We start from the raw sequence: 17,941 nt of genomic DNA, 5'->3' as shown, positions 1-17,941 counted from the left end.
ACGCCGAACGGTGCGGGCCTCATCCTGGGGCCATGGCCTCCAAAGATCTCGCCGCCCTCGCCACGCTCTTCGCCGACGAGACCCGTGCCTCGTTCGTGCTCGCCCTGCTCGACGGGCGGGCCTGGACCGCCGGGGAGCTCGCGCGCCACGCGCGCGTGGCGCCGTCCACGGCCAGTGAGCACCTCGGGAAGCTCGTCGCGGGCGGGGTGCTCGCCGAGGAACGGCAGGGCCGGCACCGGTACGTGCGGCTCGCCGATCCCGGGATCGCGCACCTGGTCGAGGACCTCGCGGCCCGCTCCGAGCCCGCCTCGAAGGCGCCGCCCCGCACCCTGCGGGCCGCGAGCGCGGGCGAGGCGATGGCGCGGGGGCGTACCTGTTACGACCATCTCGCGGGGCGGCTCGGCATCACGATCACCGAGGCGATGACCGCGCGCGGACTGCTGCGCCAGGACACCGGCTTCGCGCTCACCGACCAGGGCGTGACCTGGTTCGGGGACCGGGGCATCGACCTGACGGCGACAGGGCGGCGGCCGGTGGCCCGGGGCTGCCTCGACCGGACCGAGCGCAGGCCGCACCTCGCCGGCGTCGCGGGCGCCTCGCTGTGCCGGTACGCGCTGGACAGCGGCTGGTGCGTACGGATCGGCTCCGAGCGGGCCGTGAAGGTGACCGCCGACGGCGAACGCGCCCTGCGCGAGGCCCTGGGCATCGACCCGGCGATATTGCGGTGAGCGCCGAAGGGTCCGGGGCCTACGGTCCTCCCATGACCAACTCCCCGGCAACGCCCGCTCCCCACGGCACGTCGCGCCTCGCGCTCGCGGCCGCGTCCGTCACCGTCGTCCTGTGGGCCTCCGCCTTCGTGTCGATCCGCAGCGCCGGGGCGGCCTACTCCCCCGGTGCCCTCGCCCTCGGGCGGCTGCTCTCCGGCGCGCTCGTCCTCGCCGTCGTCCTGCTGATCCGGCGGGAAGGTCTGCCGCCCCGGGCGGCCTGGCCGGGGATCGCGGTCTCCGGTGTCCTGTGGTTCGGCGCGTACATGGTGGCCCTCAACTGGGGCGAGCAGGAGGTCGACGCCGGGACGGCGGCGATGCTCGTGAACATCGGGCCGATCCTGATCGCCCTGCTCGGCGCCCGGTTCCTCGGCGAGCGGCTGCCGCCCCGGCTGATCGCGGGCATGGCCGTCTCCTTCGCGGGTGCGGTGGCCGTGGGGCTGTCGATGTCCGGCGAGGGCCACGCCTCGGTGCTGGGCGTCGTGCTCTGCGTGGTGGCGGCGATCGCGTACGCGGGTGGCGTCGTCGCGCAGAAGCCGGCCCTGGCGCACGGGAGCGCCCTCCAGGTCACGACCTTCGGGTGCCTGGTCGGCGCGGTGGCGTGCCTGCCCTTCGCCGGACAGCTGATCGACGAGGCGGCCCGGGCCCCGCTGTCGGCGACCCTGAACATGGTGTACCTCGGGGTCTTCCCGACCGCCCTCGCCTTCACGACCTGGGCCTACGCCCTGGCCCGTACGACCGCCGGCCGGATGGGCGCGACGACGTACGCCGTACCCGCGCTGGTGGTCCTGATGGCGTGGGTCTTCCTCGGCGAACTGCCGGGTCTGCTGACGCTCGCGGGCGGGGCGCTCTGCCTGGCGGGTGTGGCGGTCGCGCGTTCCCGCCCGAAGCCCCCTGCGAAGGCACCGGCCGGGAACGCGGAGTACAGCGGGCGCGGCTAGAGAACGGTGGGGCTTCCTGTCCGGCCGGCCCCTGGGGTCGGCCGGACAGGAAGCCAGGGCCTGACGGGCCGGTGGCGCCCGCCCGGCTAGAAGACCACCAGCGCCCGGCCGCCCTTGCCCGCGAGCATGTTGTCGAAGGCGCCCGGGATGCCGTCGAGGGTGATCCGTTCGGTGACCAGTGCGCCCAGGTCGAGGCGGCCGGCCCGGATGTGCTCGGCGAGCACGGGCAGGTCCTCGGCCGGGTCTGAGTTCCCGTACACGCAGCCGGACAGGGTCCGGCCCCAGTGGAAGAGCTCCAGGGCGTGGAAGGTGACCTGCTGGTCCTTGCCGCCGATGCCGACGACCGTGGTGCGGCCGCCGCGCCGGGTGGAGTCCCAGGCGGTACGGATGGTGGTGGCGCGACCCACGCATTCGACGGCCACGTCGGCGCCCTGGCCGCCCGTCAGCTTCCGGACCTCCTTGGCGGTGGTCTCGGAGGCGACGACGTACTCGGTCGCTCCGGCGGCCCGGGCCAGGGCCTCCTTCTCCGGCGAGACGTCCACCGCGATGATCGGCGAGGCGCCGGCGATCCGGGCGGCCTGGAGGGTGGCGAGGCCGACGCCGCCGACCCCGTACACGACGACGGACTCGCCCTGCCGGACCCGGGCCGAGTGGTGGATGGCGCCCCAGCCGGTGAGCACCGCGCAGCCGAGGAGCGCCGCGTCGGTGAGCGGCACCCCGTCCGGCACGGGCAGGACGCACTTCTCCGCGACGACGGTCTCCTCGGCGAAGGCCGCCACGTTGAGCCCGGGGTGGAGCTCGGTGCCGTCCTCGGTGGCGGCGTGGACGGCGCCCGCGCCGGTCAGCGCGTCGGCGCAGAGCCAGACCTCGCCGAGCGAGCAGGGGTGGCAGGCGCCGCAGGACGGCGCCCAGTTCAGGACCACTGGGTCGCCGGGGGCGACACGCGTGACCCCCTCGCCGACGGAGACGACCGTTCCGGCGCCCTCGTGACCGAGGACGGCGGGCACGGGCACCCGCATGGTGCCGTTGGTCAGGGACAGGTCGGAGTGGCAGACCCCGGCGGCGGCGAGACGGACCCGGACCTGGCCGGGGCCGGGCTCGGGCAGACGTATGCCGGCGATCTCCAGCGGAGAGCCGACGGCGGGCAGGAAGGCGGCGCGGACCACACTCATGACGCGTTGCGCTCCTCGGGGCTCAGAACTGGAGGGACTTGGTCTGGAGGTACTCGGAGAGGCCGTGCGCCCCGAGCTCGCGCCCCACGCCCGACTGCTTGTAGCCGCCGAACGGGGCCAGCGGGTTGAAGCGGCCGCCGTTGATGTCGACCTGGCCGGTGTCCATGCGGCGGGCGAAGGCGACGGCCTCGTCCGGCGCGCCCCAGACGGCACCGCCGAGCCCGTAGACGGTCCCGTTGGCGATGGCGAGGGCGTCGTCCTCGTCCTCGTACCGGAGGATCGAGACGACCGGTCCGAAGATCTCCTCCTGGGCGATGGTCATCTCCCGCGTGACGTCCGCGAAGACCGTCGGGGAGACGTAGTAGCCGGTCTCGCGGGGTGCCTCGGCGCCGCCCGCGACGACCCGGGCGCCCTCCTCGACGCCCTTCTCGATGTAGCCGCGCACCCGCTGGAGCTGCTTGGCGCTGACGAGCGGGCCGACGCGCTCACCGGGGACGTACTTGGCGACGGCCTCGACGGCGAGCGCCACCGCCTCGTCGTACTGGTCGCGGTGGACGAGCATCCGGGTCCAGGCGCTGCACGTCTGGCCGGAGTTGCTCATGACGTTGGCGATGCCGACGGCGACGGCCTTGCCGAGGTCGGCGCCGGGCAGGATGACGTTGGCGGACTTGCCGCCGAGCTCCAGCGCGACCCGCTTGACCGCTCCGCCCGCGAGGGCACCGATCCGCTTTCCGACGGCGGTGGAGCCGGTGAAGGAGACGAGGTCGACGTCCGCGTGCTCGGCGAGCGCCTGCCCGGCGACCGGGCCGAGGCCGGTGACCAGGTTGAAGACGCCGGCCGGGAAGCCCGCCGCGTCGACCACGTCGGCGAAGAGCTGGGCGGTCAGCGGGGTGTCCTCGGCCGGCTTGAGGACGACGGTGCAGCCGGCCGCCAGCGCGGGGGCGACCTTGGCAACGATCTGGTGGAGCGGGTAGTTCCACGGGGTGATCGCGCCGACGACACCGACCGGCTCGGAGTAGACGGTGGAGTTGCCGACCTTCTCCTCGAAGGGGTGGGTGGCGGCGAGGTCGGCGTACGAGCCCGCGACCGCGACCGGCAGGCCGGCGTGGACGGCGGCGGCGAGCTGCGGCGGGGCGCCCAGCTCGGCGGTGACGGTGGCGGCGATCTCCTCGGCACGGGCCGCGAGGCCGTCGCGGAGCGCGCCGAGCAGCTTGGCGCGCTCGGCCGGCGGGGTGGCGGCCCAGCCGGGGAAGGCGGCGCGCGCGGCCCGTACGGCGGCGTCGACGTCCTCGGCGCTGCCGGCCGGGACATGGGCGATGACCTGCTCGTCGGCCGGGTTGACGACCGGGAGGGTCTCCGGGGACGCGGCGGGCCGCCACTCCCCGCCGATGTACATCGCGTCGTGGCTCTTCATCCGCTGCTCCTTCGGTCCTTCGGTCCATCGGGCTTCGTTACCGGCCGGTTCACATCGGCACCAAACTAGCGCTGTTAGTTTTCGGGCGCCAGGGCCTTCGGCGAACGGCGCACGCCGCCGCTGACGCCAGGGCCTTCGGCGAACGGCGCACGCCGCCGCCCTTGCCGCCCTCGGCCGCGTCCTGGGACGGCAGAGGGTTCGACAGGGCGACGGCGTCGTCGGCAGCGGCGTCGGCGTCGGCGTCGGCGTCGGCGTCGGAACTGCCGTACCCGGCGGGCGCGCTGCGGGTGCGCGCGAGCCCGCGGGGCATGGCCCGACGGACGGCGGGCCCACCGCCGCTCAGATCGTCCGGGCGACGTCCGTGAGATGGGCGAAGACGACGATGTTCGCCGTATAGCCCTTCTTGGCGTCGAAGGGACCGCCGCAGGTGAGCAGCCGGAGCTCGGGGCGGCCCGTGGAGCCGTAGACCTCGCGGTCGGGGAAGTTCTCCTTCGTGTACGTGCGGACCTTGTCGATCGTGAAGACGGCGACCTTGCCGTCGGCGCGGGCGACCCGGACGGTGTTGCCGGGCGCGAGCGAGTCGAGGTTGAGGAAGATGGCGGGACCGGTGCGGGTGTCGCGGTGGCCCACCACGATCGCGGTGCCGCGCTCTCCCGGGGCGGGGCCCTCCGCGTACCAGCCGACGATCCGGGGGTTCTCGATCGGCGGGGAGCCGAGCTGTCCGGACCGGTCCAGGGCCAGGCCGACGACCGGAGCCTCGATGGTGATCGCCGGGATGGCGACCTCGGTGGCGCGCGAGCGGGCGAGGGGCGCGGGCGACGACGGGGCCTGCTCCAGAGCCTTGGGCCTCGGCTGCGCCTTCGGCTTCTGGTCGCGCTGCCGCCCCGGTTCGGCCGGGCTGTCGGCCGGAGCCCGGTCCGCCGCGTGCGCGGCCGGGGCGGCGACCGCCGGTGGGCCGGACGGTTCCTCGTCCTGGGCCCACCAGATGCCGCCGCCGACCAGCGACAGGGTCACCACCACGGTCCGGGTGAGCCGGAGGCGGCGCCGCTGTCTGCGCGTGATGCGGGACCTACGACGCGCCATGCGTGCGGCGACGCGACCGGCGGACGAGGATCAGACCGGCCATGCCCGCGAGGCCGGCGGCGAGGGCCGCTCCGACCCCGAAGGCGGAGTCACCGCCGAGGGCGTCGGCGCTGCCGCCGCCGCCCGCCCCGACCGGACCGTGCGGAGGCCGCTGCGGGCCGTTGCCGCCGTTGCCGCCGGTGGTGGGCGGCTGCGTCGGGTTGGTGACGTCGTCGAGGCAGTCGACCCTGAAGACCTTGCTCTTCGCGGCGCCCTGCTGGCCCTCCCACGTCCACTCGACCTTGTACATGCCGTCGGCGAGGGCCAGGTTCGGGGTGTTGCCGTTGCCCTGGGCGTCGACGGTGATCCTGCCGGTGAGGGCGACGCTGTCCACGGCCGGCTGCGGGGAGACCGTCCAGTTCAGCTCCTGGAGCCCGTCGAAGTCGAAGGCCGAGAAGTAGAACTTGCAGACCTGGGGCTTGTTGCTCCGGTCGTCGACGGGCGTGCGGGGCGGGAACGGTCCGGCGTGGTGGACCTTGACGTCGCCGTTGTCGCCGGGAGCCGCGTACGCGGCGGGGGCGCCGGCCAGGGAGACGGTTCCGAGGGCGAGTGACGCGGCGGCGACGGACAGCAGGGGACGTACTGCCAGAGCGGTCATGCGGGGGTTCCTCCAGTCACGAAGACCAGTCATGAAGACACGGACAGATTGACCGATAATCTGACTATCTGTCATGACGGGAATACGCAGAGTGGCAGCCGTGCCGCACCGCTCTCCGATATTCACTCCCCCGGCCGAGGAACGCCGCCTTCCGCGTCCTCGCGCCGCCGGCTCGCCCGCGTCCTCGCGCCGCCGGATCGCCCGCGTGCCTCCGGCGCCGGCTCGCCCGCGCTCCGCGCCGCCGGCTCGCCCACGTCCCCCGTGGCTAGATGATCCCGAACAGGATTCCCGCCGCGAGGACCACCAGCGACGTGAGCGCCGCCCACTTCACGGTGAACCGCGTGTGGTCGCCGAACTCGACCTTCGCCATGCCGACCAGGACGTACACGGCCGGGACCAGCGGGCTGGACATGTGCAGCGCCTGACCGACGATCGAGGCCCGGGCGATCTCCAACGGTCCGACGCCGTGCGCCGCGCCCGCCTCGGCGAGGACGGGCAGGACGCCGAAGTAGAAGCCGTCGTTCGACATGAAGTACGTGAGCGGGAGGCTCAGCAGACCGGTGACCAGCGCCATGTGCGGACCCATGCCCTCGGGGATCGCGCCCACCAGCCAGTCGGCCATGTGCTTGACCATGCCCGTACCGGTCAGGACGCCGGTGAAGACGGCGGCCGCGAAGACCATGCCGGCCACATTGAGGACGTTCTCGGCGTGGGCGCCGATCCGGGCCTTCTGGTCGGCCATGTTCGGGTAGTTGACGGTGAGCGCGAGGGCGGCGCCGAGCAGGAACAGGACCGGGATCGGCAGCACTTCGAGGATCATCGCGGTGAGCAGCGCGAGGGTGAGGCCGGCGTTGAACCAGTACAGCTTGGGCCGCAGGGTCGGCCGGTGCGGATCGAGCCCCTGGAAGCCCCCGTCGGCCGCCTCGGCGCTCGCCTCCGAGCCGGGCCCCGTCGCCGTGGCCCCGGAGGCCGACGCCTTCGTCACCTCCGTACCGCCGCCACCACCCGCCCCGCTGCCCACCAGTACGGTCTCCGTCCGCGGCTCCAGGACCTCGTCCAGGGTGAGGTAACCGATGCGCTTGCGCTCGCGGCGGCCGAGGACGTACGCGAGGGCGAAGACGAAGAGCAGCCCCACACCGAGCGCCGGGATCATCGGGACGAAGATGTCGGCCGCGTCGACCTTGAGCGCGGTCGCGGCGCGCGAGGTCGGGCCGCCCCAGGGGAGGGTGTTCATGACGCCGTTGGCGGTGGCGGCGACACCGGTCATGACGACCAGACTCATCCCCAGACGCTTGTAGAGCGGGTACATCGCCGAGACGGTGATCATGAAGGTGGTCGAGCCGTCGCCGTCGAGCGAGACGATCGCGGCGAGGACCGCCGTACCGACCACCACCCGCACCGGGTCGGCCTTGCAGAAGCGCAGGATGCCCCGGACGATCGGGTCGAAGAGGCCGACATCGATCATCACGCCGAAGTAGACGATGGCGAACATGAGCATCGCGGCGGTGGGGGCGAGGTTCTGGACGCCGTCGATGACGTAGTCGCCGAGGTCTGCCCCCTGCCCGACGGCGACGCAGAACAGCGCGGGGATCAGCACGAGCGCCGCGATCGGCGACATCTTCTTCGTCATGATCAGGACCAGGAAGGTCGCGATCATGGCGAAGCCCAGGACGGTCAGCATGGAGGACACCTCACGTTCACCTTTGAACTCGCACCGGGGCGGCTCCCGCCGGTGCGGCGGTCCGGATGACGTTAGGGGCCCTCTTCCGCCGTTAACAAGATGGTGACGCGTGAGCAATACGAGCAAAACCCCAGGTCAACGCAGGGGTCACGACAGGGGGCACGGCGGGGGGCACGGCAGGGCTCGCCCCGAGGGGCACCCCCGGGGGCGCCCCGGGTGTCACGGCAGGGGCGCCAGTTCGACGGGGAATCCGTTGAGCACGGCGGTGCCGGACAGCGGGTCCAGCCGGGAACCGTCGAGGAGCTGGTTGACGTTGACACCAGGGCGGGCGCCGGCGACCGCCAGACGGGTGCCGGACCGGTCGTGGCCCCAGCCGTGCGGCAGGCTCACCACCCCGGTCCGTACGGCGTCGGTGACCTCCACCTCGACCTCCAGCGCCCCGCCTTCCGCCGCGATCCGGGCTGGTTTGCCGTCGGCGAGGCCGAGGCGGTCGGCGTCGGCCGGGTGGACCTGGAGGGTGCACCGGTTCGAACCCCGGTTGAGGGACGGCGCGTTGTGCATCCAGCTGTTGTTGGAGCGCAGATGACGGCGGCCGACGAGGACCAGGCCGCCCGGCTCGGCGTCCAGGGCGGCGCGCAGCCGGGGCAGGTCGGCGGCGATCGGGGCGGGCAGCAGCTCGACCCGTCCGCTGCGGGTCTTGAGGAGGCCGGGGAGACGGGGCTTCAGGGGGCCGAGGTCGATGCCGTGCGGGGCCCCGCGCAGGGCGTCGAGGGTGAGGTCGTACGGGCCGAGGCGGAGCATCATGTCGAGCCGCCGTTCGGGCCCCGTGGCGCCGCTCAGTCCGGCGGCGAGGGTCTGCGGGTCGGCGCCGTGGACGGGTGAGTGCGGCTGGGTGACGGCCTTGGCGAGGGCGGTGTCGATGGCGAGGTCGTCGACGGCGGACGGCGGGGCGCCGTGCATCCCGGAGACGGCGAGGACGAGCCGGGCGTGGATCTCGCACTCGTCCATCCGTCCCTCTTCCAGAGGGACGGCGGGCGGGGCGAAGCGGACCTGGTTACGGACCGCGAAGCCGTTGAAGGCGAAGTCGAAGTGGGCGCTGCGGGAGGGCGGCGGCGGGGGCAGGACGACATCGGCGTGGCGGGTGGTCTCGTTGAGGTACGGGTCGACGGCCACCATGAAGTCGAGCGCGCCGAGCGCCCGGTCCAGGCGCAGCCCGTCGGGGGCGGACAGGACCGGATTGGCGGCGATGGTGATCACGGCGCGGATCCGCCCCTCCCCCGCCACGCGCTCCGGCGTCTCGATCTCCTCGGCGAGCGCGGCGGTGGGGAGTTCGCCCTTGGCCTCGGGATGGCCGGAGACCCTGCTGGTCCAGCGGCCGAGCGCGAAGCCCTTGCCGGGACCGGCCGGTCGCGGTGCGGGGGCGGTGGCGGAGAGCGGGAAGAGCGCGCCGCCGGGGCGGTCGAGGTTGCCGGTGAGGACGTTGAGGACGTCGACGAGCCAGTTGGCGAGGGTGCCGTAGGCCACGGTGGAGCTCCCCATCCGGCCGTAGACGGCGGCCGTGGGCGCGGCGGCGAGCTCGCGGGCGACGGTACGGATGGTGGCGGCGTCCAGGTCGCAGGCGGCGGCGACGGCCTCGGGCGTGAACTCCCGTACCGCTTCCCGTACGTCCTCGATGCCCTGGACGTGATCGGCGAGCGGGCCGGGGGCGGTGAGGTCCTCCGCGAAGAGGGTGTGGACGAGCGCGGCGAGGAAGAGGGCGTCGGTGCCGGGGCGGATGGCGAGGTGGCGGTCGGCGAGCCGGGCGGTGCGGGTACGTCGCGGGTCGACGACGGTGAGCGTGCCGCCGCGCCGGCGGAGCGCCTTGAGCTTGCCGGGGAAGTCGGGGGCGGTGCAGAGGCTGCCGTTGGAGTCCATCGGGTTGGCACCGAGCATCAGCAGGTGGTCGGTGCGGTCGAGGTCCGGGACGGGGACGGCGAAGGGGTCGCCGAACAGCAGCCCGCTGGAGACGTGCTTGGGCATCTGGTCGAGGGTGGAGGCGGTGAACAGGTTCCGGGTCCGCAGGGCGCCGATCAGCAGCGGGGGGTAGAGGGCGCCGGCCATGGTGTGGACGTTCGGGTTGCCGAGCACGAGGCCCACCGCGTTCGGACCGTAGGTCTCGATCAGGGGCCTGATCCGGGCGGCGACGGTGTCGAACGCCTCGTCCCAGGTGGCTTCCTGGAGCGTGCCGTCCTTGCGGACCAGGGGGCCGGTGAGCCGGTCGGGGTCGGCGTCGACCTCGCCGAAGGAGGCGCCCTTGGGGCAGATGAAGCCCTGGCTGAAGACGTCGTCGCGGTCGCCGCGCGCGCCGGTGATCCGGGTGCCGTCGAGGGTGAGCGTCAGCCCGCAGGTGGCTTCGCAGAGGGGGCAGATGCGCAGGGCGGTGGACATGGCGGACTCCCTGGAGCGGCGGCGGTGGCGCGCGGGCACCAGCGAGCATACCGACCGGTACGGACGGTGGGGAGGGTCCGTCAGCTCAAGGAGGGTGCGAGATAGGCGTAGAGGAGGTGGCGCGTCTCGGCGATGAGTGCGGGGTCCCCGGACGGGGCGGTACGGAAGGCCAGCTGGAGCAGCGCGTCGGCCGCCTCGACACCGACCAGGACCTTGCGGCGCAGGGCCTCGTCGGCGGTGCGGCCGAGATGGGCGGCGAGGAGACCGCAGAGGCGGTCGGCGACGAGATGGTTGGCATCGCCCCCGGAGCCGGACCCCGGGGCGCCGGGGCCGCCCGGGGGTGGGGCGACAGTGCCCTTGCCGCGGTCGCCCTCGGGATCGGCGTGATCGGCAGGGTCGGCGTGGTCGGCGCGGTCGGCGCGGTCGGCGTGGGCGGCGGGGTCGCCGGGATCGGAGTGGTCGGAGGGATCGGCGGGATCAGCGTGGTCGGCGCGGTCGGCGGGATCGGCGTGGTCGGGGCCGGTGGGGGCCGGGACGCCGAAGTCGACGAGCGCGAAGCCGGGGACGGTGCGCTTCATCGCGATGTACTCGTCCAGGACGCCGTCGATCGCGCTGTACGCGTCGACCCGCGCGGTCGCGGCGAGGCGGGCGGAGATCCGCTCGGCGTAACGGTCGAGGTTGCGGTGGGCGAGGGCGTCGGCCATCGCGCGCTTGTTGCCGAAGAAGCGGTAGACGGAGCCGATGGGGACGCCCGCCCGCTGGGCGACCGCGCGGGTGCTCAGCTGCTCGTAGCCGGTCTCGTCGAGGAGTTCGGCGCAGGCGTCGAGGATCCGGGCGAGGCGCTCGGCGCTGCGCTGCTGGACGGGGGTGCGACGGAGAGAAGGCTGGGGCACGAGGTCCATGATGCCGCTCCGTCGCTGGTCGGGTCAGGCGATGAGCAGGCCGATGCCGCCGAGGGTGTACGCGATCATCAGCGCGAACAGGGGGAGTTGGCCCGCCACGGCCCGGGCGGGCGGGAAGAGGCGCACGGCGCGGTCGTGGGCGGCGACGACACCGAGCACGTGGCCGGTGACGATGGCGGTGACCTGGAGCGTGGCGAGGGCGCCGGGGGCCAGTGGTGGAGCGGGTTCGGGGGCGTTGTCAGTGCCCCCTGCCATCATGACGGTACGTGGCCCTTCGGTCACGAGGAGTGTGAAGTAGTGGGCGACGAGATAGCCGAGGGCGATGGGCAGGAGGGAGTGCGCGAAGGAGGTGAGAGGGGTGGTGAGTTCGCGGGACATCAGACGCAGGGTGCCGGCACAGAGGCCGTAGAGGGCGGCGACCAGGGCGATGGCGGCGAGCAGACCGAGGGTGGCGGTGACGGTCGGGCCGAGGGGTGACGTCTGGAGGGTGGTGATCCAGCGAGGGTTGTCGGAGAAGCCGTCGTAGGCGGTGGAGCCGAGCAGGACGCAGACGGTGGCGACGAGGCCGGGTGTCCTCGGGGTGGAGTCGAGGCTGTCGAAGGGGGAGCGCAGGACGAGTCGGCCGTCGGCCCGGCGGCCGAGCGGGGAGAGCCGGGCGAGGAGGGAGGAGTAGACCTCGAAGGGGTCGGCGCGGGCGAACCAGTCGGGGCCGTGACGGGCGGCGCCGAGGACGCCGGTGACCGTGAGGACGGCGAGGAAGGCGAGGAGGGTGGTGGTGGACGCGGGGTCGGGGGCGGCGAGTTCGAGCCAGGCGAAGAGGAGGAGCCCCGCGGCGGCGGGGCGGATGCCGAGCCCGGCCGGCAGCGGGCGGGGGTGACGGGGAGCGGGCAGCAGCGCGTGGAGGGTGCGCAGGGGGTTGAGGAGGCGCCAGACGGGCCCGAGGAGGAGGGAGGCGGGGACGAGGCCCACCCAGAGCAGGACGTAGACGGCGCCGGGTGCGGGGTTGCGGTCCGGGTCGTCGGGGCCGAGGAGAAGGTGGAGCAGGACGGCCGTGGCGGCGGCCGCCCCGGCGAGGCGCAGGGCGGTCCGGGTGGCCGGGGCGTCGGCGAGGCGCTGGACGGCGGCGGGCAGCGGGCGGCCTGCCCGGTCGCCGCGGAACCGGGAGGTGGGCCAGAGCAGGCCGAGGGCCAGGAAGGAGACGAAGAGCGCGGCGAAGGCCCCCGCGTAGGCGTAGAAGGGCGAGAGGGGGAGGTCGTGCTGGGAGCCGATGCCGTGGGCGAGGAGGTGGTCGGGGGCCGGGGCGGACGGAGGGGTGGTCATCGGACGACGAGCTGGGTCAGCAGGAGCCCGGAGCCGTGGGTCTCGACCTCGAAGAGGCCGGTGCGGTCGGCGGTGAAGGTGAGGGTGCCGGGTTCGCCGGGGACGAGGGGCAGTTCACGGTCGTAGCCGTGGACGTGGAGGGTGTCGGCGCGGTCGGCCGTGACGCGGAGGGTGAGCCGTTCACCCTTCTTCAACTCGATGCGGGAGGGGGGTGGTTGGACGGACGTACCGGTGACGGTGATCTCGACGGTCCGGCCGGGGGCGGCCGTCGGGGCGGGGCTCGTCGGCGCGTTGGCCGTCGGCGTGGGGGGCGGGGCCCCGTCGGCTGTCGGCGCGGGGGGCGTCGGCGCGGGGGGCGTCGTGGCGGTGGTGGAGAGGGGGACGGTGGCCTCGACCGGCTGGCCGGCGACCGCCCAGACGGTGTGGTCGTCGGCGTGGAGCCGGACGGTGACCGCGCGGGCGCCGGGCGGGACGTGCTGCCAGGGGCCGTAGGCCCGGCCGGTCTCCTTGCCGTCGACCAGCAGCCGGGCGTGACCCCGGCCCGGGATGGCCGCGCCGCCGACGCTCTCGGGGGTGAAGCGGAACCTCTCCACGGTGAGGTGGATGTTCCAGCCGCCCTGGGTGTCGGGCCGCGCCGCGACACGTACGGCGGGCGCGCCGTCGGCCGGTACCTCCCGGAGCCGGTGTCCCGCCTCGTCCGTGGCCGCGAGCAGGGTGCCGCTGCCTCCGGTGGCCTCCTGGTGACTGGTCCCCGGCTTGTGATGGGTCGTGGGCCGACCGCCGCACCCGGCGGCGGCCAGGGCGACGGCGAGCAGGACCCCGGCGAGCACGGCGGCCCGTCGGCGGGCGAGGCGAACGACCGGGACCGCCGCCGCTCCCCGCTGCGGCGCCCGGGTGGCCGCTGCGCGCTCCGGCGGCACGGCCTGGGTCGCCGCTCCCCGCCGCTGCGGCACGACCGGGGCCGGCACCGTTCCGCGCTCCGGCGGCCGGGTGGCCGCTGCGCGCTCCGGCGGCACGGCCTGGGTCGCCGCTCCCCGCCGCTGCGGCCCCGCAGCCCTCGTCGGTGGCCGCCTCATGAGGTGGCTCCGTCGCTCGCCTCGCGGGTGGCGGCGGCGACCGGGGGCGGGCCGGGGTCGGGGGCCGGTTCGCGGTCGCCCGCTTCTCCGGGGGCGCGGCGGCCGGCCGCCACCACCGCCCACAGCACCCAGACCACCGCGAGGAGGCCGCGCAGCCAGGCGGGGCTGAGGGGGATCCAGGGGATCATCAGGACGGCCTTGTCGAAGGCGTCGAGGAGGGTGAGGGCGCCGAGCGCGAGGGTGGTCCAGGCGAGGGCGGGGCGGGTCGGGCGAAGAGCGAGGCCCAGGACGGTCCACCAGGCGCCGATCAGGAGCAGCGCGAGCGCGGGCAGGGGGCCGGAGGCCAGGCCGAGGGTGGAGCCGACCACGTCCAGGACGAGGCCCACGAGCCCCCCGAGGGTCGCGAGGCCCGCGAGCCGGTGGCCACGGAGCCTGCGCCACCACAGGGCGCCGCCCACGAGGGCGAGGACGACGGCGATCCCCAGGGCGAGCTGGGTCTCGACCCGCTGGATCCCCCGGGCTCCGTACCAGTCGCAGCCGGCGGGCAGTCGGCGCGCCTGGACGTTGTAGTCGGCGCAGACCAGGAGGTGGGCGAGCTTGGCCGGTTCGCCGACGAGCCGGTCGGTGTTCCCGGCGACCTCGCCGCGCCGCTTCCCGCACTCGGGCAGGGCGCCCGGGTTCGACGCCCCCGAGGGCTTGCCCTCGGCCTGCCAGCAGTTGCCGCCCCCCTGGCCGTCCCACCAGACGTCCGCGCGGTTGGGCCGGGAGGCGCCGGAGCGGTCGACGCCCAGACGGTTACCGGCGTAGCGGTTGTGGTGGGAGGTGTCGGTCTGCTTGCCCCAGGCCGACTCGCCCCGGATGAACGCGGGGACGGCGCTCAGGAAGAAGGCGGCGCGCTGGTGTCCGTACACCCAGTTGTTCTCGTACAGGTTCCAGTTGCCGCCCGCGGTGATGATGCCGGTGCCCGGCGGCATGGAAATCTGCGGGCAGACGACGCCCTGTTCGTAGCCGCGCTCGACCGGGGGCTTGGCGCAGGTGCCGTCGGCGACGTACCGGTAGTAGTTCTGGTTGTTGTCGTGGATCAGGTTCCGCTCGAAGCGGGCGTGGTTCTGCGGGAGTCCGGGGTGGCCGGGGAAGGCGGAGTCCATGGAGGCGCCGCCCATGTTGTGGTCGAACTCGTTGTCGTGGACATACACCGAGTCCCCTGCCGTGCCGCTGTAGCCGACCATGTTGTGGTGGCTGCGGCAGCCCGTGATCTCGATGGAGTAGCGCGGGACGTCGTAGCCGCGGCCGTCGTTGATGTCGGAGGCCGAGCCCGGATAGATGCCGGAGTCCCCGTTGCCGTACGACTCGCAGTTCTTGTAGAGGCCGTGGTCGGAGGCGAAGGTGAGGAAGCCGTACTCGTCGTTCCACCGGGTGAGCACGTCGTCGATGACGAAGCCGTCGGCCGCCAGCACGTACAGCGAGTTGAAGGTGGTGCGCTGGGCGGTGAAGTTGCGGAAGTAGACGCCGTCGGAGCCGTCGGCGCGCAGGGCGTTGAGCTTGGTGTACTTCGCGTCGAAGACGACGTCCAGACGGGAGGCGCCGGTGCCCTCGATCTGGAGGTTCTTCTTGCCGAGGATGGCGACGAGGTTCTGGTTGTGCGGGCACTGCCTCTGCTGCTCGTACGACAGGATCTGGTAGCCGAGCGCCGACCTGGGGGCCTTCAGCACGGCGCAGGCGCCGGTCGGCGCGGGCTGGGAGGGCTCCTCCTCGTACAGGCCGGGCAGGACGGCGATGGTCATCCCGGGCCGGTCGACGGCGTCGACGGCCTCCTGGAGATGGCGGTGGCCGCTGCGCGCGCAGCGGTCGAAGAGGGTCAGGTTGCGGGCCTTCAGCTCGGCGGGGAAGGCGGAGATCCGGCGGGTGAAGTCGGCCCGGTCCGTCTTGCAGACCAGGAGGTCGGGCTCCCCGGTTCGCAGCGTCGGCACGCTGCCGGAGCCGTCGGGGAAGGTGACGGGCCGCTCCTCGTGGGCCTGGGCCCCGGGGGCGGTGACGAGCGCGGCGGCGAGCGCCGCGAGAACGACCGAGAGCGCGACAAGGAGCCTGCGGGTCCACGACATGCGCGTGAGAGTAGAGCATTGTTCATCTTTTGAAACCCCTCATGCACGCGTCACGTCGAACCGAGACCCGCGAGTTCCCGCGAGTTCCCGCGAGTTCCCAGCAACACCCCGCCAGACCCCGCAGGACACCCCCGAGACCCGTTGACGTGAGCGGTCGCGGAATCCTACGGTCTTCCATAGGATTCCCCTTGCGGGCTCAGACAGGAGCGGGCGATGACCACGGAGCAGGCCACGCAGCAGGCCACGCGGCAGGCCAGAGAGACGGCTCGGAAGACCGCCGAGGCGCTGACGTACAGCACCGGGTTCGGCAACGAGCACAGCTCGGAAGCGGTCCCCGGCGCACTGCCGCACGGCCGCAACGCGCCGCAGCGCGCCCCCCTCGGCCTGTACGCGGAGCAGCTGAGCGGCAGCGCGTTCACCGAGCCGCGCGCCCACAACCGCCGCTCGTGGCTCTACCGGATCCATCCCTCGGCCGCGCACCCGCCGTTCGTCCGGACCGACAACGGCGCCGTCCGCTCCGCGCCGTTCACCGAGACCGTCCCCGACCCCAACCGGCTGCGGTGGAACCCGCTCCCCGACCCGGCGCCGGGCACCGACTGGCTGGCCGGCCTCTGGACGCTCGGCGGCAACGGCGACGCCACCCAGCGCACCGGCATGGCCGTGCACCTGTACCACGCGAACGCCTCCATGGAGCGGGTCTTCAGCGACGCCGACGGTGAGCTGCTGATCGTCCCCGAGCGCGGTGACCTGCTCCTCCGTACGGAACTCGGCCTGCTCGCCGTCCACCCCGGCGAGGTCGCCCTGGTCCCCCGCGGCGTCCGCTTCCGGGTCGAACTCCTCGACGCCACCGCCCGCGGCTACGTCTGCGAGAACTACGGAGCGCCCTTCCAGCTCCCCGACCTCGGCCCGATCGGCGCCAACGGCCTGGCGAACGCCCGCGACTTCCGCGCTCCGGTGGCCGCGTACGAGGACGCCGAGGGCCCGGTCGAGGTCGTCAACAAGTTCTGCGGCAACCTCTGGTCCGCGACCTACGACCACTCCCCGCTCGACGTCGTCGCCTGGCACGGCAACCACACCCCGTACGTCTACGACCTGCGCCGCTTCAACGTCATCGGGACGATCTCGTACGACCACCCGGACCCGTCGATCTTCACGGTCCTCACCTCGCCGACCGACACCCCCGGCCTCGCCGGCGTCGACTTCGTGGTCTTCGCCCCGCGCTGGCTGGTGGGCGAGGACACCTTCCGGCCGCCGTACTTCCACCGCAACGTGATGAGCGAGTACATGGGCCTCATCGAGGGCGCGTACGACGCGAAGGCCGAAGGCTTCGTCCCGGGCGGAGGCTCGCTGCACAACATGATGTCCGCGCACGGCCCGGACCGGGAGACCTTCGACAGGGCGAGCGCCGCCGAGCTGAAGCCGCAGAAGATCGACGACGGTCTGGCCTTCATGTTCGAGACCCGCTGGCCGCTCACGGCCACCGCCCAGGCGGCCGACGCCGACCACCGTCAGGGCGCCTACGACGACGTATGGCAGGGTCTTGAGCGCCACTTCCGGCCGTAGAGTCTCGTAGCCGTGTCGGGACTCGCCGTCCCCGAGTCCCGTTGTCGTCGTACGGAGAACGCCGTGACCGCCTTCGCTCCCGACTCGCTGGTCCTGAACCGCAAGCTGCCGCTCTGGTATCAGGTCTCGCAGTCGCTGCGCGCCTCCATACTGGGCCGCACGCCCGACGCCTCGCTGCGGCTGCCCACCGAGGAGCAGCTCGCGGCGCACTACGGCGTGAGCGTGCTGACGATGCGCCAGGCCCTCAAGGAGCTGGAGCAGGAGGGTCTGATCAGCCGGCACCGGCGGCGCGGCACCTTCATCGAGCCGGGCGCCCGGCGGTCCTCCCCGCGCCGGCTGCTCGGTTCGATCGACGCGATCGTGGCCCAGCAGTCCGGCGAGCGGACCACCGTCCTCGGCCACGGCCCCGAACCGGTGCCGGGTGAGCTGGCGGAGTTCTTCCCCGACGTCACGGAGGTGGTCGCGTACCGGCGGCTGCGCAGCGACGGGGAGAGCGGGGAGCCCACCAACTGGGCGGAGAACGCGGTACGCCCGGAGGTCGCGGCCGGTCTCGACCCGGCCGACCTGGAGCGCTGGCCGATGACGAAGGTGCTGCGGGACGTGCTGGGGGTCAGGATCAGCCGGATCACGGACACGGTCGAGGCCCGGCTGGCCGACCCGGAGACGGCGGCCCTCCTCCAGGTCCCGCTGCTGTCGCCGATCCTGCACTACACGGGCGTCACGTACGACGAGGGCGGCCGGGTGGTGGACGTGGCCCGGATCCGGTACCGGGGCGACCGGTTCTCCTTCACGGTGACGGTCGAGGCGCGCTGAGGGACGACCGGCGGCCGGAGGCCGAGGACAGGGGCCCGTCGACCGG

General features: G+C 73.7%; 15 protein-coding genes. 4 read left to right on the top strand and 11 right to left on the bottom strand.

Annotated features, from left to right (window positions below):
* The first annotated feature begins 32 nt into the window (after positions 1–32).
* The gene (locus tag ACIPPS_RS25065) at positions 33–728 is read left to right on the top strand and encodes an ArsR/SmtB family transcription factor (RefSeq protein ID WP_401436089.1); all 696 of its coding nucleotides are present in this window, start codon (positions 33–35) and stop codon (positions 726–728) included.
* 32 nt (positions 729–760) lie between these two features.
* Complete coding sequence (locus ACIPPS_RS25060; protein WP_401436086.1) at positions 761–1,705, top strand: DMT family transporter; 945 nt, start codon at positions 761–763, stop codon at positions 1,703–1,705.
* Positions 1,706–1,791: 86 nt separating this feature from the next.
* Here ACIPPS_RS25060 and ACIPPS_RS25055 read toward each other — a convergent pair whose 3' ends face one another.
* From ACIPPS_RS25055 to ACIPPS_RS25005, 11 genes are all read right to left on the bottom strand, one after another.
* Positions 1,792–2,877: a zinc-binding dehydrogenase gene (locus ACIPPS_RS25055; RefSeq protein WP_401436084.1), complete on the bottom strand. Its 1,086-nt coding sequence runs from the start codon at positions 2,875–2,877 to the stop codon at positions 1,792–1,794.
* A 22-nt stretch (positions 2,878–2,899) separates the two neighbouring features.
* Positions 2,900–4,291 (bottom strand): aldehyde dehydrogenase family protein, encoded by a 1,392-nt coding sequence (locus ACIPPS_RS25050; RefSeq protein WP_401436081.1) that lies wholly within the window; start codon positions 4,289–4,291, stop codon positions 2,900–2,902.
* Between the two features lie 49 nt (positions 4,292–4,340).
* Positions 4,341–4,601: a hypothetical protein gene (locus ACIPPS_RS25045; protein WP_401436079.1), complete on the bottom strand. Its 261-nt coding sequence runs from the start codon at positions 4,599–4,601 to the stop codon at positions 4,341–4,343.
* A 29-nt stretch (positions 4,602–4,630) separates the two neighbouring features.
* On the bottom strand, positions 4,631–5,374 hold the full coding sequence (locus tag ACIPPS_RS25040; RefSeq protein ID WP_401436077.1) for a class F sortase: 744 nt from the start codon (positions 5,372–5,374) through the stop codon (positions 4,631–4,633).
* Complete coding sequence (locus ACIPPS_RS25035) at positions 5,361–6,011, bottom strand: hypothetical protein (RefSeq protein WP_401436074.1); 651 nt, start codon at positions 6,009–6,011, stop codon at positions 5,361–5,363. Before ACIPPS_RS25035 ends, ACIPPS_RS25040 begins: the two co-directional genes overlap by 14 nt.
* Positions 6,012–6,276: 265 nt before the next feature.
* Complete coding sequence (locus ACIPPS_RS25030) at positions 6,277–7,692, bottom strand: CitMHS family transporter (RefSeq protein ID WP_401436835.1); 1,416 nt, start codon at positions 7,690–7,692, stop codon at positions 6,277–6,279.
* Between the two features lie 219 nt (positions 7,693–7,911).
* Positions 7,912–10,119, bottom strand: a complete 2,208-nt coding sequence (locus ACIPPS_RS25025) for a molybdopterin oxidoreductase family protein (protein ID WP_401436071.1) — start codon at positions 10,117–10,119, stop codon at positions 7,912–7,914.
* 80 nt (positions 10,120–10,199) lie between these two features.
* Positions 10,200–11,021 (bottom strand): TetR family transcriptional regulator, encoded by an 822-nt coding sequence (locus ACIPPS_RS25020; protein WP_401436068.1) that lies wholly within the window; start codon positions 11,019–11,021, stop codon positions 10,200–10,202.
* 24 nt (positions 11,022–11,045) lie between these two features.
* Positions 11,046–12,341, bottom strand: coding sequence for a hypothetical protein (locus ACIPPS_RS25015; RefSeq protein ID WP_401436062.1), 1,296 nt, complete (start codon positions 12,339–12,341; stop codon positions 11,046–11,048).
* Positions 12,338–13,417, bottom strand: coding sequence for a hypothetical protein (locus ACIPPS_RS25010; protein WP_401436059.1), 1,080 nt, complete (start codon positions 13,415–13,417; stop codon positions 12,338–12,340). The genes ACIPPS_RS25015 and ACIPPS_RS25010 overlap by 4 nt, the downstream gene beginning before the upstream one ends.
* Positions 13,414–15,519, bottom strand: a complete 2,106-nt coding sequence (locus ACIPPS_RS25005) for a right-handed parallel beta-helix repeat-containing protein (protein ID WP_401436057.1) — start codon at positions 15,517–15,519, stop codon at positions 13,414–13,416. Before ACIPPS_RS25005 ends, ACIPPS_RS25010 begins: the two co-directional genes overlap by 4 nt.
* A gap of 213 nt (positions 15,520–15,732) precedes the next feature.
* Between ACIPPS_RS25005 and hmgA the strand changes: the two genes are divergently transcribed.
* Both hmgA and ACIPPS_RS24995 read left to right on the top strand, forming a co-directional pair.
* Positions 15,733–17,082 carry a homogentisate 1,2-dioxygenase gene (hmgA, locus tag ACIPPS_RS25000; protein WP_401436055.1) on the top strand — a complete coding sequence of 450 codons (1,350 nt, stop codon included), beginning with the start codon at positions 15,733–15,735 and terminating at the stop codon, positions 17,080–17,082.
* 63 nt (positions 17,083–17,145) lie between these two features.
* Positions 17,146–17,895, top strand: a complete 750-nt coding sequence (locus ACIPPS_RS24995; protein ID WP_401436053.1) for a GntR family transcriptional regulator — start codon at positions 17,146–17,148, stop codon at positions 17,893–17,895.
* The last annotated feature ends 46 nt before the right edge of the window (positions 17,896–17,941 follow it).

The organism is Streptomyces sp. NPDC090127 (assembly GCF_044746945.1).
Lineage (GTDB): Bacteria > Actinomycetota > Actinomycetes > Streptomycetales > Streptomycetaceae > Streptomyces.
Note: the sequence above shows the minus strand (reverse complement) of the source record. Positions and strands in the feature narration are given on the sequence as shown.

Excerpts from the sequence above, each read along its gene's own strand:
- ACIPPS_RS25065 (WP_401436089.1), top strand. The coding sequence starts at position 33 with ATGGCCTCCAAAGATCTCGCCGCCCTCGCCACGCTCTTCGCCGACGAG.
- ACIPPS_RS25060 (WP_401436086.1), top strand. The coding sequence starts at position 761 with ATGACCAACTCCCCGGCAACGCCCGCTCCCCACGGCACGTCGCGCCTC.
- ACIPPS_RS25055 (WP_401436084.1), bottom strand. The coding sequence starts at position 2,877 with ATGAGTGTGGTCCGCGCCGCCTTCCTGCCCGCCGTCGGCTCTCCGCTG.
- ACIPPS_RS25050 (WP_401436081.1), bottom strand. The coding sequence starts at position 4,291 with ATGAAGAGCCACGACGCGATGTACATCGGCGGGGAGTGGCGGCCCGCC.
- ACIPPS_RS25045 (WP_401436079.1), bottom strand. The coding sequence starts at position 4,601 with ATGCCCCGCGGGCTCGCGCGCACCCGCAGCGCGCCCGCCGGGTACGGC.
- ACIPPS_RS25040 (WP_401436077.1), bottom strand. The coding sequence starts at position 5,374 with ATGGCGCGTCGTAGGTCCCGCATCACGCGCAGACAGCGGCGCCGCCTC.
- ACIPPS_RS25035 (WP_401436074.1), bottom strand. The coding sequence starts at position 6,011 with ATGACCGCTCTGGCAGTACGTCCCCTGCTGTCCGTCGCCGCCGCGTCA.
- ACIPPS_RS25030 (WP_401436835.1), bottom strand. The coding sequence starts at position 7,692 with ATGCTGACCGTCCTGGGCTTCGCCATGATCGCGACCTTCCTGGTCCTG.
- ACIPPS_RS25025 (WP_401436071.1), bottom strand. The coding sequence starts at position 10,119 with ATGTCCACCGCCCTGCGCATCTGCCCCCTCTGCGAAGCCACCTGCGGG.
- ACIPPS_RS25020 (WP_401436068.1), bottom strand. The coding sequence starts at position 11,021 with ATGGACCTCGTGCCCCAGCCTTCTCTCCGTCGCACCCCCGTCCAGCAG.
- ACIPPS_RS25015 (WP_401436062.1), bottom strand. The coding sequence starts at position 12,341 with ATGACCACCCCTCCGTCCGCCCCGGCCCCCGACCACCTCCTCGCCCAC.
- ACIPPS_RS25010 (WP_401436059.1), bottom strand. The coding sequence starts at position 13,417 with ATGAGGCGGCCACCGACGAGGGCTGCGGGGCCGCAGCGGCGGGGAGCG.
- ACIPPS_RS25005 (WP_401436057.1), bottom strand. The coding sequence starts at position 15,519 with ATGTCGTGGACCCGCAGGCTCCTTGTCGCGCTCTCGGTCGTTCTCGCG.
- hmgA (WP_401436055.1), top strand. The coding sequence starts at position 15,733 with ATGACCACGGAGCAGGCCACGCAGCAGGCCACGCGGCAGGCCAGAGAG.